The sequence below is a fragment of the Pseudomonas sp. efr-133-TYG-23 genome, from assembly GCF_030209215.1.
GTDB classification, from domain to species: Bacteria; Pseudomonadota; Gammaproteobacteria; order Pseudomonadales; family Pseudomonadaceae; genus Aquipseudomonas; species Aquipseudomonas rhodesiae.
Window position 1 is genome coordinate 24,514 of record NZ_JARVSL010000027.1, and the last position, 15,620, is coordinate 40,133.

Consider the following 15,620-nt stretch of genomic DNA (forward strand, 5'->3'; position numbering starts at 1 on the left):
GTGAAGTTAATGGGTTATTTGAATGCAAGTTATAGATAACTAACGCCCGTTGTCGGGGGCTTGGCACAGGGTCTGTTCGCCGGGTTGCAAATAGGGCGTCAACAGCGGCGCCATGCCTTTGAGCACCTGCACCGGCAATGCCGAGGTGAAGGTGAAATTCTGCGCCGAACTGCCGGGTACGAACGCGGTGAGAGTGCCGAAATGATGCTCACCGATATAGAACACGAAGGTGGCCGTGCGGTTGATCGATTTGGAACTGAGCACCCGCCCGCCGGCACCGATGGCCTCAATGCGATTGTCGCCGGTGCCAGTCTTGCCGCCCATGATCAACGGCGTGCCGTCGCTGAGTTTGAAACTGCCGGACACGCGTTTGGCGGTGCCGGCATCCACCACCTGCGACAGGGCTTCGCGCAACGCCGTGGCCACTTCGCTGGGCATCACGCGCTTGGCTTTGTCGGGGTTATTGATCAGGTGCGTTTCATAGGGGGTGCCGGCGGCAAAGTGCAGGCTGTCGATGCGCAGGGTCGGCTCGCGCACGCCGTCGTTGAGGATGATCCCCACCAGTTCGGCCAGCGCCGCCGGGCGATCACCGGAACTGCCGATGGCCGTGGCCAGCGACGGCACCAAGTGATCGAAGGGGTAGCCGACTTTTTTCCAGCGCTCATGAATATCCAGGAAGGCCTCGACCTCCAGCATGGTGCGAATGCGGCTGTCGCGCGCGCTCTTGTGCCGGCTCTTGAACAGCCAGCCGTAGACTTCCTGGCGTTCGTGCTCGCTGGCGGCCACGGCCTGGGCAAAGGTCGCGTCAGGGTGGTTGAGCAGGTAGCCGAGCAGCCACAGGTCCAACGGGTGGACTTTGGCGATATAGCCTTGGTCCGGCAAGTCGTAGGCACCGGGGCCGTAGTCGGTGTAGAGCTTGGCCAGGCGTTCGTCGCTGAGTGTTGTGGCGGTGCCGGACGGGGTCAGGTGCGCCCGTACAAACCGGTTGAAACTCGCCTGGCTGGCCTGGGGCAACAGGTAGCGGTGTACGGCGGCCAGGCGGATCGCGGTGGGGTGGAGGCTGTCCAGAAACGTATCGAGGCGCGCTTGGGTGTCTTTGTTGCGGTACTTCTTCCAGAAACGCAACAGGTAGGTGGTGCCCTCGCGGTCAGCGAACTGGGCCAGGTATTCCTGGCGACGCGGGTCGCTGTCGTCTTTGAGCAACGCGGCGCTGTTGCCGGGGGCCTGGTAGGTGCTGTAGCGCACCAGGTCGCGCATCAAACGGATGAAGGGCAGGTTGATCGACTCGCGCAGGGACTCGCGCAAGGTCGGGTTGCGCCCGTTGTCCTCAGCGCGAAAGTTATGAAAACGATGCAGGCCGCCACCGGTGAAAAAACGTTCGCCGGGGCTGGCCGAGTACTGCCGGTCGAGGGCCGCACTGAGCATTTTCGGCAGGCTTGGATCGGTGTTTTGTGCCAGGTAATCCAGGGCCCAGCGCGATAGGCGATCCTGCTCGTCCACCGAGACTTTCTTCAAGGCGGCGGGCGTCTGGCCGGCATAGCGGTCATGCAGCTCGCTGATGATTTGCAGGTAGGTGGTGAGCACTCGCAGCTTGGCGGTGGAGCCCAGTTCCAGTTTGCTGCCTTCGTTGATGTCGAAGGGTTGGTCGGTGCTGTCGGTCTGCACCCGCACCCGGGCACCGTCGGCGGTCATCTCATAGAGGTTGAAGCTGTAGCGCACTTGGGCGGTGCTGGCGGGGGTCAGCAGGCGCGGCCCCAGCAGGCCCAATTGCGCGGCGAAGGCCGGGTCCGCCAGGCGCTTGAGGTAGTCGGTGGCCTGGGTTTGCAGGTCGCTTTGCAAGGTACTGGTGGCGGCCAGGTCCAGGCGGTCAAGGTCGTAGAGCGGGCGATTGAGCAATGCCGCGAGGCGGCTGCGGGCGACACTGATGCCTTTGTTGGTGTCGATCGGTTGGATCGTCGGTTGTTGCAGCCAATCGCGATAATGCACCTTGCTGGCCAGGGCCGCGTCGGCCAGCGCCGCGTCGATCACCTGGTTTTGTGCGAGCAGGCGGATATGGCTGTCGGTCAGGCTGGCCAGTTCGTCGTGGCCTCGGGTCAGGTAAAACGACGGGCGCCGCTGGGCGATCATCAGCGACAGCACCTCGCGCAGCGCCAGGCCACGTTGGCCGAGCAGGTCTGGCTCGTGGCCGGCGAGCAGGGCGTTGGTGCGGTTGAAATCGGCGCCGAACCAGACCCTAAGGCCTTCGGCCAACCCATGCACTTCGCCGTGACCGGGCACGGCGGACAGCGGCACGCTGTTGAGGTAGTCACGCACGATGCGCTGGCGCGCCTGCAAGGTCTGCGGGCCGTCCTGATAGGCGCGCACGCTGGCGGAAATCATCTGGCGGATCTTCTCGCTGCCCGACAACGTCAGGCCATCCGGCGAGTGGCGGTACTTTTCCAACTGCGTGGCCAGGGTACTGCCGCCGGCGGTCTGGCCGGGCAGGTGCAATACCTTCGCCACTTGCGACCAGGCGGCCTTGGCGAAGCGTGGCCAATCCACAGCCGGGTTGGCCAGCGGCTGGTCGGCGGCGAGTAGATCGCGGTTCTCGATAAACAGCAGGCTGTTGACCACCACCGGTGGAATCGCGCCGAAATCCTGATAGGCCTGCTGTGGGTACATGAAGGTGTACAGCGGCGTGGCGCGGCAATCGCTGATGGTCAGCCCGGCTTGGATTTTTTCCGCGTAGGGCACGAACAGGTCGTGCTCGGTGTAGGCCATCAGCGCCGCAGAGAACCGGGCCTGGCGCTGGATCAGGTAGTCGCGTTTGAGCAGGCGCGGCAGGAACTCATCCAACGCGCTGTAACCCAGGCGTTTATCGAACGGGCCGTCGCCGGGATAGACGATGGCGTCGCTGGGGCCGGGTTGCACGTCGTAGGTCAAGGTCTGCGCCAGGCGACTGAAGGTGCGGGCCTGCCAATGGGAGGTGAGCATCTCGCGGCGCGCCGCCACGCCGGCAATGACGCTGCCGATCAACAGCAACAGCCAGAACATCCTCCAGGCGTAGCGGGGTTTGCGCGGCTTTTCGGGCAATGGCGGTTCAACCGCACTGTCGGTGGCAACCGCAGCGGGAGGTGAATCGGTGTGCCATAACGCGCCCATAGTCGATTGATCCATTCACGCAGATTGATCGGACTTGACTCAAGCTTAGTCGCTGATTGGCGTTGGCAAGGAATTTGTCGCCGCCATAACCGGTTACCGCTGGCAGCCCAGGCGGCCGCGCTAGCGTGCGGGTTTGATCGGACCGATCCCCGCGTCCGGCACAAGGAAGTCAGCATGCCTCAGTCGACAGGTTCAACCTCCGCGCGTCACGACCATATTGAACAGATCGTCACCGTTTTTTCCGATGTTCCAACCCTGCACGAGGTGGCGGTGACCCAGGTGCAGGCCCTGCTGGATACGCATTACCCCGCGCTTAATTACCTGGCCCGGCGGGTGGCCATCGGCACGCCGTTGCGCGCCGACCAGCATCACTACAGCCCCTTGCCCGATGAAGTGCTGTTGCGCCTGGCCAATGCCGCGCCGGTGCGCTACGTGGAAGGGCATCATCAGGCGGCGTTGCACCAGCGCGAGAACTATGTGCCGGGCGGGCCGTCGCTGGCCGACATGGAGCGATGGGTCAATCAGTTGGGGCCACGTCTGCTGGAGGCCTGGCTGGCGCGTCTGGGCGATTGGTGGCGCGACACGGTACCGGTGCAAACCACGCGCTGGGCCTACTTGTCCGCCAGCCTGCTGGCCTTGTTGTACGACTGTGACCCGCCGGCCGGCGTGGATGAGCAGGCGTTCGAACGGATATTCCCGCGCGAGCGGCTGCGCCCGATCCGACCCGATGCGCAATGGAGCGTGCAGCAAGAAGCACTGAGCGTGTGCACGGTGCAGGTGCGGCGCCAGGGCAGTACGCAAGCGCCGCGCATGCTGCCGGTGCTGGTGCTCGACCATGCCCCGAGCGGCGCGCAAGCGCGTACGTTGCTGTTGTTCGGCCCAGCCACTGGTATTCATCCTCTGGACAGCCTGGACGCTATCGAAGCCCTGATCCCCGATTACCTCAGCCAGGACCTGGCAGGGACGGCGGTGGAGTGGTTTATCGAACAACCGCCGGCGGACCCCTTCGATCTGCTGGCCGCGTGTTATGCCGAGCGCCAACGGCTCGACGTGCTGGCCATCGACCCCACGGTGCCGCGCACGCCGCGCCAGTACCAGCAGATGCTGGACTACGTGACCGATCCGCGCCGCTGGTTCGAGACGGTGCTGACGCCGATCCAGCAACGCTTGCAGGACGCGCTGCCGCTGTGGCTGGTGCACGCCTCGGCGGACGACAGCCTGGCCTACGCCCGTGGCTTGCAGGCCCTCGCCGAGCAACAGGCGCGTGCCGCCGGGCAAGGGTTTCTCGACGGTATCCCACCGATTCGCGCCTTTGCCGCCGAGGCCCTGAAGCGGTGCCTGGCCAAGCAACCCTTGGCTAAAGACCTGAACCCGGACGACATCGAGTTGACCTTCAACCTGGTCACAGCGGCCATGTTGCCGGGCGGTTACCCCAGTGGCGATGTGCAGCGGGTCAGCCTGAGCCTGACGGAACTGGCCCTGGAGAACCTCAGGGGCTTTCCCCATGCACCGTCCCAGATCACCCTCAAGGGCCGCGCCGCGCCGACTTGGTTGAGCGCTTCGCTGTTGCTGGCCTGCGTCACCGAGGTGGACATCGGCCAGTCCTACCCGGACCTGCTCAAGCAAAAGCTCATCAGCGATCCCCCCGAACGCGCACGGCGCGAAGCCCTGTTTACTGGGCAATTGCGCGCGCAGCTGCCATTGCTGGCCTTGCAGATGAAACTCAAGGGGGAGGGCGGGTTGACCCAGGCAGGTGCGCGCTTGGTAGCCACGGCAGTAGCGTCGGCTGCGGGTGAGCAAGCGGCGATCTGGCCGTTGGCGTTCAAAGCATCGCCCACGGCCGCCGAGGATCCTGTGCTCAGCCACTTTGTGATCGGCGCGCGCAATAGCGAGCAGGGGCCGCATCTGCTCTATCGCCCGTTGTTCACGCCGAGTCTGTGCGAGTTCGAATCCCCTCGAGCGCTGTTGCAGGCGATCCAGGCGCCGGGCGAGTTGCAGGACAACGTGCTGGCCTGGATCGCCCCGAGCCGTCAGGCGGTGTATGCCAACGGTGGGTTTCTGGAACCGCATATCCGTCACTTTCATCAGGGCGATGAATTCAGCGTGCCCGCCCGGCCCGCGCCCGCTCAACTGAGCAAACAGGTGCAAAGCAGCGACCCACTGCCCCGGCTGTTTGCTGCCACCGCCGAAGCGTTGGTGAGCCTGGCCGACGCCGAGTCGGTGTCGAACGCCGAGCAGCGCTGGGCGACGATCAAGGCCGGTGGCTGGTTACTGTTCAGCAGTGCGTTGCCGTTTCTGCGTGGCCCGGCGTTGCTGGCGGGCTGGATGGTGCAGGTGCTGGACAGCGTGCAGCGCGATGTGGCAGCCTCGACCCCCGCCGACCCCGTCGCCCAAGTCGAGGGCGCGATGGACCTGCTGAGCAATCTGGTGATGGTCCTGGCCTATCGCGCCTCGCCCCACGAGCGGCCGGCGACGCTCGATCTGCGCCATCCGGTGTTTGCGCGCACCCGAGCTACGCTGGCATCGCCTTCGCCTACGGTGACGCGCAGTGCCGCCACGCTGCCCACCCATGGGCCGTACCGCTGGAGCAGCGCCCGCGATACGTTGACGCCGTTTATGCGCGAACGTCTGGAGGGGCTGAGCCTGCGCGCCGTGCAACAGCCCTGGCCGCTCGCGTTGCCGGGCGCCGAAACCACGGGTCGACTCAAGGGCTTGTTGCAGGACACCGGTTCGGCTCCGCCGCAATGGCAGGCGGTGGTACGCGGCCATGTCTATCGAGTGCGGCTGGTCGGTGACAGTGTGCAAGTCACCGACGCCGCCGGCACGGCCAGCGGCCCCTGGCTCAAACCGCTGGAGGGCGGCGGCTGGGATGTGGACCTGCGCCTGCGCCTGCGCGGTGGCCAGGCCGACACCCCGGCGGCGCCCGCCAGCACCGAAGCGCGTCGCCAACAACTGGAGCAGGATTTTCGTCAATACGCCCAACGCCGCGAAACCGCGGAGCGTGCTATCGGCGTGGCGCGCAGCCTGAAAACCAGCCACGCCGGGCACATCACCGAACAACAGCGAATCGCCGCCGATGCCCGCTACCTGCACGAGTTACAGAACAAACTGGAGGCTTCTCGCCTTGAACTCCAATGCCTTAAAGACCTGCAAGCCCTGCGCCCGCGCCCCGGTTACGAGCGCGAGTTGAGCACGCTGCTCGAAGGCCAGATCCTCAACCTGCGCCAGTTGCTGCAATACGCTCGGGAAGCGACCGCCGCGCTGCATGCCAGGCTGGTGCCGGCGCTGGAACTGGTGCAAGCCGAGAGTGAAGCGGAGGCATTGTCGGATATCAACCTAGAGGCGCATCGCAACATCGTCGAAGGCATGCGCCTGTTGGCCGACCAAAACCAGAACGCGATTGTCTGGCGCAGCCTGGAAATCGACACCCTGGACGCGCTGGAGCGAGTGCCCAAATACGGGCGAAACAAAGCCCAGGCGTTCAAACAGAGTGAGGCGGCTACGCCGACGGTGCTGGAGTTGCAGTCGTTGCAAGTGTCCGCGTTGTGGGCGGTCGCGCTCAACAGCGAGGGGCCGAGGCTGGACGATGATTTTTTCCAAAGCCTGGACGACACCGTACAACGTGCCCGTTGGGCCAGCGGCTCCCAGGCGCAGCTCGATGAGCTGGCGTCGCACAACCCGGAGTTGCGCGTCGAATTGCTGGAAAGCTTCGATCGCGTGTATGCCCAGACCGACGACCGCATCGAGTTCTGGCGGGCCATGGAGCCGGACAAGTTCCACCTGGGCTACCTGGACAAACTGCAACAACTGTTCGCCCAATTGCACCTTCAGGTACAACGCGAGTTGGCCGCGACTTTGGAGCCGGCGCCTGTCACCCGGCCCGCGTCCCGTGTGCGGCAGAAGAAAATCATCCGCACGCGCAACCAGGACCTGTACGTGGCGCGGGTGAAAGTCACCAGCGATGAGCAGCCGATTGAAATCGCCGAGGTCACCGACGCTCAGAACGAAGTGATTGCTTCGTTTACCCAGGCCACCGACGGCATCTGGGAGCCGCTCAACAAAACGCCGGTGCAGCGCACGACGTCGTTGCCCAATCTGGCGCGCTTGATCGAACAAGGCCAGGCCCTGCGCGCGCCGGTGGAAAAGGCCATCGCCGAAGTGTTGAAAATGGCGCGCAACGCCAACGAGCCGCAGTCCCTGCAAGACATCCTGGAGCAACGCGCCGACAAGTTACGCCGCTGCGCCGATGCCATTCAGCAGCGCCTGTTGCTCAGCGAGCCGGATCGTTTGGCGGCCACGCAAAGAGCCCGGGCACGCACCGAAACCGACGAGCTGCGAGCCGCTGCCAGCCGCTTGTCCGAGCAAGGCTTGCAGGCGCGCTTGACCGCCATCAAGGCGCGCCCGCCGACCCAGGCCGGGTTGGACGTGTTGGTGGGGCATCGCGAAGCCAAGGTGTATCGCCAGGGCGAGCGCGTGGCGCTGGCCGGGCGCTCGGACGACTGGCTGCAAAGCTATGTGGTGATCGACGAACAGAGCCGACAGCCCTGGTGCTATGGGCATTTCCACTACGGGCGCCAGACGGGGCCGGACGATCATTTCAGCGCCGCGCACCTCAAGACTCCGGAACAGCACCGGTTGGGCAAACAGGCGCAGATCGAGGCCCAGGCCCAGGCATTTGCCAGGATGAAGGCCGGGCAGAGCGGACGTGTCAGCCAGACCCTGGAGATCCATCGCGGCGAAATCAACCTGCGCATGGCCCGCAAGCTGTTCTTCGACGCACCCGCCTGGCCTGAGGGCAAACCCTCGATCTAGAGCGCTCGCCGCCCGCGCCTACGACCAGAGTAGGGGCATGACGCTGCACCTTGGCTGTGCAATACTCGCCGCCGTTTCCACGGCAGAACGCCACGTCAGGCAGTTAATGCCCCTCCGCATAAGCGGCTTTTGCCGCGAGTTCTCGCCAAATTTTGTCGTTTATTGAGTGAAAAGCCCTGTTGGGAGCTTTTTATACTGCACGCCCGCTGATCTGACGGTTGTTCTGTCAGACGGTTCTGCCCACGAGGCAGGCCGGTTATTCAGGCGCCCGCGCTTATCCGCGCTGACGCCCATGACTCGGTGGATCAATCCAATAACAAAATGAGGTTGTATCCCTATGCCCTCTGGCAACCACCTGCCCCATGGCGAGACCGCTCAAGGCGGCCCGCTCAAACGCGAACTGGGTGAACGGCATATTCGCCTGATGGCCCTGGGCGCCTGTATCGGCGTCGGCCTGTTCCTCGGTTCGGCCAAGGCCATCGAAATGGCCGGCCCGGCCATCATGCTCTCCTACATCATCGGCGGTCTGGCGATCCTGGTGATCATGCGCGCCCTCGGCGAGATGGCCGTGCACAACCCGGTAGCCGGCTCGTTCAGCCGCTATGCCCAGGATTACCTCGGGCCGTTAGCGGGCTTTCTGACCGGCTGGAACTACTGGTTTCTGTGGCTGGTGACCTGCGTCGCCGAGATCACCGCCGTGGCGGTGTACATGGGCGTCTGGTTCCCCGATGTGCCGCGCTGGATCTGGGCTCTGGCGGCCCTGGTGAGCATGGGCACCATCAACCTGATCGCGGTCAAGGCGTTCGGTGAGTTCGAGTTCTGGTTCGCCCTGATCAAGATCGTCACCATCATCGCCATGGTCATCGGTGGCGTCGGCATCATTGCCTTCGGCTTCGGCAATGACGGTGTGGCGCTGGGGATTTCCAACCTCTGGGCCCACGGCGGGTTTATGCCCAACGGCATGACCGGCGTGCTGATGTCCCTGCAAATGGTGATGTTCGCCTACCTGGGCGTGGAAATGATCGGCCTCACCGCCGGTGAAGCACGCAACCCGCAAAAGACCATCCCCAACGCCATCGGTTCAGTGTTCTGGCGCATCCTGCTGTTCTACGTCGGGGCGTTGTTCGTGATTCTGTCGATCTACCCGTGGAATGAAATCGGCACCCAGGGCAGCCCGTTTGTGATGACCTTCGAGCGTCTTGGCATCAAGACGGCGGCGGGCATTATCAACTTCGTGGTGATCACGGCGGCCCTGTCTTCCTGCAACGGCGGCATCTTCAGCACCGGGCGCATGCTCTACAGCCTGGCGCAGAACGGCCAGGCACCGGCGACCTTCGCCACCACCTCAAGCAATGGCGTGCCGCGCAAGGCACTGCTGCTGTCGATCGCCGCGTTGCTGCTGGGCGTACTGCTCAACTACCTGGTACCGGAAAAAGTCTTTGTGTGGGTGACATCCATCGCCACCTTCGGCGCGATCTGGACCTGGGTGATGATCCTGCTGGCGCAGCTCAAATTCCGTAAGAGCCTGAGCCCTGCCGAACGCAAAAACCTGAAATACCGCATGTGGCTGTACCCGGTCAGTTCCTACCTGGCCCTGGCGTTCCTGGTGCTGGTGGTGGGCCTGATGGCGTACTTCCCGGACACCCGCGTAGCGCTGTATATCGGCCCGGCGTTTCTGGTGCTGCTGACGGTGCTGTTTTATGTGTTCAAGCTGCAGCCGACCCAAGCGGCGGCGCAGTCGGCTTGACGGTCTGAACCTGCGACCGCGCAAAGCGGTCGCCGGTTTGCGTCAGCGGCTGGCGCCCAAGGGCGCCGGCCGTGGCGCGCTCAAACGCTGATTGAATTCCAGCCAGGCCGCCAGCGCCGCCATCAACAGCAACCCCAGCAACGCACTGAAGATCTGCATCGGCCAGGCATCGTTGACTTGGGCGTTGAGCATGTCCGCCAATGGCGCCAGCAATACCCCCAGGCAAAACACTTCCAGCGAATGACGCCCCATGCGGCAGCACTGCTGGGCCGGCCAGTTCTGTGTCCAGCCGTGGGTGGGCAACAGCTTGGCGGTGACATAGGCCAACGCCAGAAAATGCAGCAGGCGCACCGGCGACAAGTCGGTCTTGCTGATCGGGTACAACCACTCGTTGAGCAGCGTCGGCATCAGCGCATCGTGAATCTGCGGCCAGCGCCACGACAAGGTAATCACTGCCGCCAGCAAGCTGTACGCCGCCGCGACCATAAACACGGGCTGGCGCGACAATGGTCGCGGGTCGGGCGTGTGGGGCCGGCGAGCATGGATCGACGCGGCGCCGCCGAGCACGAACAGCAGTTGCCAGGTCACCGGGTTGAAGTACCACACACCGTCGGCAATCGCCGCCAGGTTCCAACCCAGTTTCGGCGCCAGCAGGTACACCGTCAGCGACACGGCCACCACCGCCAGCGGCACACGCACCAACGCCGGCAGCACCAGCGGCAGCCCAAGCAACAGCACGATATACAGCGGCAGTGGGTCCATCAGATTGGGTTTGAAGCGCAGCAATAACTCGTCGGTCAGCGCCTGCTGCGGGTTGGTGATGAAGTGCGTCAGGCCCATTTCCCGTACCAGGTCGCGGGTTTCCACATGGCTGTTGGCGAAGAACACGATGCCCATCAGCATCGCCAGCAGGAAGATATGCACCACATACAGCACCCAGGCCCGGCGCAGGATTTTCAGGCAGGCCATGCCATAGCCCTCGCGCTCCATCACCTTGCTGTAGGCCAGCACCGAGGCATAACCGGCGAGGAACACAAAGACCTCGGCCGCGTCGCTGAAACCGATGTTGCGCAGGGTGATCTGGCCGAGGGGATTGTGGGGGACGTGATCCCAGAAAATGAAGATCAACGCCAGGCCCCGAAAAAAATCGATGCGTGGGTCGCGTCCGTTCAGCATGGCAGCGGGCTCTTGAACAAAAAGGATGGAATAAGGACAGGTCGACGAGGCTGATGTCGTACGCCGCCTGTCGGGCGCGCGCAGGTTGGCGGTATTTGTAAGCAATTGCAAAGCCTGGGTATTACTGAATGTCTCAATTGTTTGCGTGCGCCACCTGTTAATTCTGACAGTAGACGGGCCACGGCCTTCGTGGCTTGCTGGACCGAGTCGCAAACGAGCAACGACATGGCCAGGCTATGGAAAGGCTTCTTGAGCTATTCAGTGATTGGCGCCGCCAATACGGTGATCCATTGGCAGCTGTTCTTCATCTTCAGGACGGCGTTTGGCCTGAACCAGGCGCTGAGCAATTTCCTGGCCTTTTGCCTCGCGGCAAGCTTTTCCTTCTACGTGAATGCCGTCTTCACTTTTGCTATGCCGGCGTCGTTGCCGCGTTACGCGCTGTTCATGCTGTGCATGGGCGCCTTGAGCCTGGGCGTGGGCTCCTTGGCGGACCGCTGGAACGCACCGGGGATCGTGACCGTGATGGTGTTTTCTCTGGTAAGCCTGGTGTGCGGTTTCTTGCTGTCACGCTGGGTCGTGTTTCGCGAGCGTGATCGATGAGGCTTTCGCTGGTGGTGCCGCTGTTCAATGAAGAGCAAGCCGTGCAGCTGTTCTATCGTACGGTGCGACAACAGCCAGCCCTGGCTGCCTACACGGTCGAGATCCTACTAATCAACGACGGCAGCACCGACCGCACCGCCGAGTACGCCAAGGCGCTGGCCTTGAGTGATCGTGATGTGGTGCTGATCAACTTTTCCCGCAACTTCGGCAAGGAAGCCGCCCTGTTCGCCGGGTTGGAATACGCGTCGGGTGACGCCGTGATCCCCATGGATGTCGACCTGCAAGACCCCATCGAGGTGGTGCCGCAACTGCTCGCCGAATGGCAAAAAGGCGCCGATGTGGTGCTGGCTAAACGTCGCAATCGCTCCAGCGATGGCTACCTCAAACGCCACAGTGCGTCGATGTTCTATCACCTGCTCAACCGCATCGCCTACACCCACATCGAAGAAAACGTCGGCGACTTCCGCCTGATGGACCGCAAGGTGGTGGACGTGATCAAGGCCTTGCCCGAGCAACAGCTTTTCATGAAAGGCGTGCTGTCCTGGGCCGGTTTCACCGTGGCCATCGTCGAGTACGACCGTGCGCCGCGCGCTGTCGGCCAAAGCAAGTTCAACGCCTGGAAACTGTGGAACCTGGCAATGGATGGCATCACGTCGTTCAGCACCTTGCCGTTGCGGCTGTGGAGTTATATCGGCGGGTGTATTTCGTTGCTGGCGCTGGTGTATGCCGGGTGGTTGGTGCTGGATAAATGGCTGTTTGGCAACCCGGTGCCAGGGTATCCGTCGTTGATGACGGCGATTTTGTTTTTGGGCGGGGTGCAACTGATTGGGATTGGGATTCTGGGCGAGTATGTGGGGCGGATATATATGGAGGCCAAGCATCGGCCGAAGTACGTGATTGCCAGTCAATTCGGCGTGAGAGAACAGCCGGAAAATACCGTGCAAGGAGGCAAGCATGTTTAGCGATTATTTAAAAAACAAGCATAAAACGATCGTGCTCGGTGGCTGTATCTTGCTAGTCGGCGCCTGGGTGAGGCTGCACGATATTGATAAGTCAGGTATCTGGACCGATGAAGCATTTAGTCTGATCCTCAGTGCCAAATCACTCCCCGATATCCTGTATCACACGGCGCGTGATGTTCATCCGCCACTGTTTTATTTGATATTGCACGGGTGGATGCTTCTCTTTGGCGACGGTGTTCATACTGCGCGTCTGCTGAGTGTGATATTCGGCATTGTCAATGTGGTACTGGCCATGTGGTTGATGCGTTTACTGGCCGGCTGGCGGGCGATGATGCTGGGCGGCCTGCTGGTTGCCCTGTTGCCGATGGCCGTGCGCTACAGCCAGGAAGTACGCATGTATGTGCTATATGCCACATTTATGCTTGGGGCAATGATCGCTTTAGTAATGTGGCTTGAACAACCGCACCGGCGACGGTGGCTGATCGCTTATTGCCTGCTGATGGTGGCTGGGCTTTATACGCACTATTTCACCGTGACATGTGCTTTCGCGCATTGGTTGTACCTGGCGTTTTTGACGAGTACGCAACCTAAAGGGGAGCGTTGTCTTATGAGGCCTTCGTGGTGGGTCGCCAATGCTGCCATTGCGCTGATGTTTATCCCTTGGGTGCCTAGCCTTATACAACAAATGAAGTATTCAGGCTTTGATTGGATACCCGCGTCGGAAATCAAAACAATTTTCGGCGTATTTTGGCAGTTTCTAAATGCTAATGAAGGCACAGGGTATGCGCCCGTCACCTTCTATGCCTTGGCAGTGCTGTTAATGCTCATGTCTGTTTTCATTGTTATTGAAGGCAACAGGCTGGGGAAAAAGTACGCGTTGTTGGTAACGATGGCGTGGGGACCGATAGGGCTGATTATCGTCGTTTCAATCTTCAAGCCGCTCTTTGTCTACCGTTACTTCCAAATGTGCGCCTTTGCCTACTCGATGATTGCGGCTGCGGTGCTGGACCGGTTGTTAGAACGCTCATATGTTGTTTTTTTAACAGTACTGGCGTTGGTGGCCTATATACAGATTGATGGGCTGTCTGTCGTATACGCAAAAAATCCGCAAAACCTGCAGGAGTTCAACCAGTTCAATCGCCTGGCGAGCGAGGTGAAGTTGCACTCTGTTTCGCAAGATGGCCTGCTGGTACTGAATTTTTTCTTGCAGCTACCGATGGTTTATTACTTTAAAGGTGACACGCTCCCGATGTATTACACGCCGTTGAACAGTGATGGAACGTCTAGCTGCCCCGATGGCTACCAGGTGTGGACACTCTTCAACGAACACGCGGATCGAGTATTTGTGGAACGGTTGGAGTCGCTCACCACGGGCTCAGGCAGAGTCTGGTTGATGGATGGGGTGTGGGGCGGGAGCTCAACCCACAAGCTCCCCGATCACTGGCAATTGTTGCAGACGCTTACGGTGGGTGCAGCCAAGGCCGAACTCTTTGTCATCCGTCGACAGGATGCACCCGTGCAAAAAACGGTAGGCAGCCCTTAGCGGCTTACAGTGGAGGGCTCAGGCAGCCTCAGCTTCTAGCGGCTCAAAACTATCCGCCCGCGCCATCTGCCACATGCGCGAATAGAACTCGCCATTCACTTCGCCTGTGAGCAACTCGCCAGGCTTGAGGAACACATGCAACTGCGAGAACAACTTGATCTCCGTCGCCGACATGCGCCGCACCAGGTGCTTGGCCGACAGCTGCGAGGGGTGATCCAGCCCCGCCGCCGCGAGCATTTCGGCCAGGGCCTTGAGGGTGTTGCGGTGGAAGTTGAACACGCGCTGGGCCTTGTCCGGTACTACCAGAGCACGTTGGCGCAACGGGTCCTGGGTGGCGACGCCGGTGGGGCACTTGTTGGTGTGGCAGCTTTGGGACTGGATGCAACCGATGGCGAACATAAAGCCGCGCGCCGAGTTGGCCCAGTCGGCGCCGATGGCCAGCACGCTGGCGATATCGAACGCGCTGACGATCTTGCCGCTGGCGCCGAGCTTGATCTTGTCGCGCAGGTTCAGGCCCACCAGCGTGTTGTGCACGAACAGCAAACCTTCGCGCAGCGGCACGCCGATATGGTCGGTGAACTCCACAGGTGCCGCGCCGGTGCCGCCTTCCTTGCCGTCGACCACGATAAAGTCCGGAAGGATGCCGGTTTCCAGCATGGCCTTGGCGATGCCCATGAACTCCCATGGATGGCCCAGGCAGAACTTGAAGCCCACCGGTTTGCCGCCGGACAGTTCACGCAATTGGGCGATGAACTGCATCAGCTCGATCGGCGTGGAAAACGCACTGTGGCGTGACGGCGAGATGCAGTCCTCGCCCATCTGGATACCGCGGGTGTCGGCAATTTCCTGGGTGACTTTGTGTTTAGGCAGGATGCCGCCATGGCCGGGTTTGGCGCCCTGACTCATCTTGATTTCGATCATGCGCACCTGGGGGTTCTGCGCCTGCACGGCGAAGCGCTCCGGGTCGAAACGGCCGTCGCTGGTGCGGCAACCGAAGTAGCCGCTGCCCAGTTCCCAGGTCAGGTCGCCGCCGTGTTCGCGGTGGTAAGGGCTGATACTGCCTTCGCCGGTGTCATGGGCGAAGTTACCGAGCTTGGCGCCCTGGTTCAGCGCGCGGATTGCGTTGGCGCTCAACGAGCCAAAGCTCATCGCCGAGATATTGAATACCGACGCCGAATACGGCTGTGTGCATTGCGGGCCGCCGACCATCACACGGAACGCGCTGGGGTCGCTCAAGGGAGCGGGGCGCATGGAGTGGCCGATAAATTCGAAGCCGGACTGGTACACGTCGATCAAGGTGCCGAAGGGCTTGTCGGCGGTCTCGTTCTTGGCCCGCGAGTACACCAGCGAACGCTGGGCGCGGGAGAAGGGCAGGGCGTCGCTGTCGGACTCCAGCAGGTACTGGCGGATTTCCGGGCGGATGGCCTCCACCAGGTAACGGATATTGCCCAGGATCGGGTAGTTGCGGCGCACCGCGTGAGGGCTTTGCAACAGGTCGAAAATGCCGATCAGGCTCAGCACGCCGGTGACCAACGTGATCGGCCACACCCACTCGTAGTGAAGGAACGGCAGGCTGGCGAGGGTGAACAGGACGCACACGGCAAAGAAGGCGTAACGGCTTAGCAAGGACAGGCTCATA

8 protein-coding genes are annotated in these 15,620 nt (G+C 62.1%); 5 read left to right on the forward strand and 3 right to left on the reverse strand.

Going from position 1 to position 15,620, the window contains the following annotated elements:
• Positions 1–39: 39 nt before the first annotated feature.
• Positions 40–3,141: a transglycosylase domain-containing protein gene (locus QRN41_RS17950; RefSeq protein WP_167416378.1), complete on the reverse strand. Its 3,102-nt coding sequence runs from the start codon at positions 3,139–3,141 to the stop codon at positions 40–42.
• Between the two features lie 174 nt (positions 3,142–3,315).
• On the opposite strand from QRN41_RS17950, the gene QRN41_RS17955 reads away from it, so the two are divergent.
• Both QRN41_RS17955 and QRN41_RS17960 read left to right on the forward strand, forming a co-directional pair.
• A complete protein-coding gene (locus QRN41_RS17955; protein ID WP_285421939.1) occupies positions 3,316–7,953 on the forward strand; it encodes a hypothetical protein in 4,638 nt (1,545 codons plus the stop codon).
• A 337-nt stretch (positions 7,954–8,290) separates the two neighbouring features.
• A complete protein-coding gene (locus QRN41_RS17960) occupies positions 8,291–9,700 on the forward strand; it encodes an amino acid permease (RefSeq protein WP_169867396.1) in 1,410 nt (469 codons plus the stop codon).
• Between the two features lie 42 nt (positions 9,701–9,742).
• Here the strand turns inward: QRN41_RS17960 and QRN41_RS17965 are convergent, their stop codons facing one another.
• Complete coding sequence (locus QRN41_RS17965; protein ID WP_285421940.1) at positions 9,743–10,876, reverse strand: OpgC family protein; 1,134 nt, start codon at positions 10,874–10,876, stop codon at positions 9,743–9,745.
• A gap of 225 nt (positions 10,877–11,101) precedes the next feature.
• Here QRN41_RS17965 and QRN41_RS17970 point away from each other — a divergent pair, with 225 nt between their 5' ends.
• The 3 genes from QRN41_RS17970 to QRN41_RS17980 are packed head-to-tail and all read left to right on the forward strand — an operon-like array spanning position 11,102 to position 13,981.
• On the forward strand, positions 11,102–11,476 hold the full coding sequence (locus QRN41_RS17970) for a GtrA family protein (protein WP_094064839.1): 375 nt from the start codon (positions 11,102–11,104) through the stop codon (positions 11,474–11,476).
• Entirely contained in the window at positions 11,473–12,438 is a 966-nt protein-coding gene (locus tag QRN41_RS17975) for a glycosyltransferase family 2 protein (RefSeq protein WP_123480600.1), read from the forward strand. The genes QRN41_RS17970 and QRN41_RS17975 overlap by 4 nt, the downstream gene beginning before the upstream one ends.
• Positions 12,431–13,981 carry a glycosyltransferase family 39 protein gene (locus tag QRN41_RS17980; protein ID WP_285421941.1) on the forward strand — a complete coding sequence of 517 codons (1,551 nt, stop codon included), beginning with the start codon at positions 12,431–12,433 and terminating at the stop codon, positions 13,979–13,981. Before QRN41_RS17975 ends, QRN41_RS17980 begins: the two co-directional genes overlap by 8 nt.
• Before the next feature lie 18 nt (positions 13,982–13,999).
• Here QRN41_RS17980 and QRN41_RS17985 read toward each other — a convergent pair whose 3' ends face one another.
• Positions 14,000–15,619 carry an FMN-binding glutamate synthase family protein gene (locus QRN41_RS17985; RefSeq protein WP_167416382.1) on the reverse strand — a complete coding sequence of 540 codons (1,620 nt, stop codon included), beginning with the start codon at positions 15,617–15,619 and terminating at the stop codon, positions 14,000–14,002.
• Position 15,620: the final 1 nt, after the last annotated feature.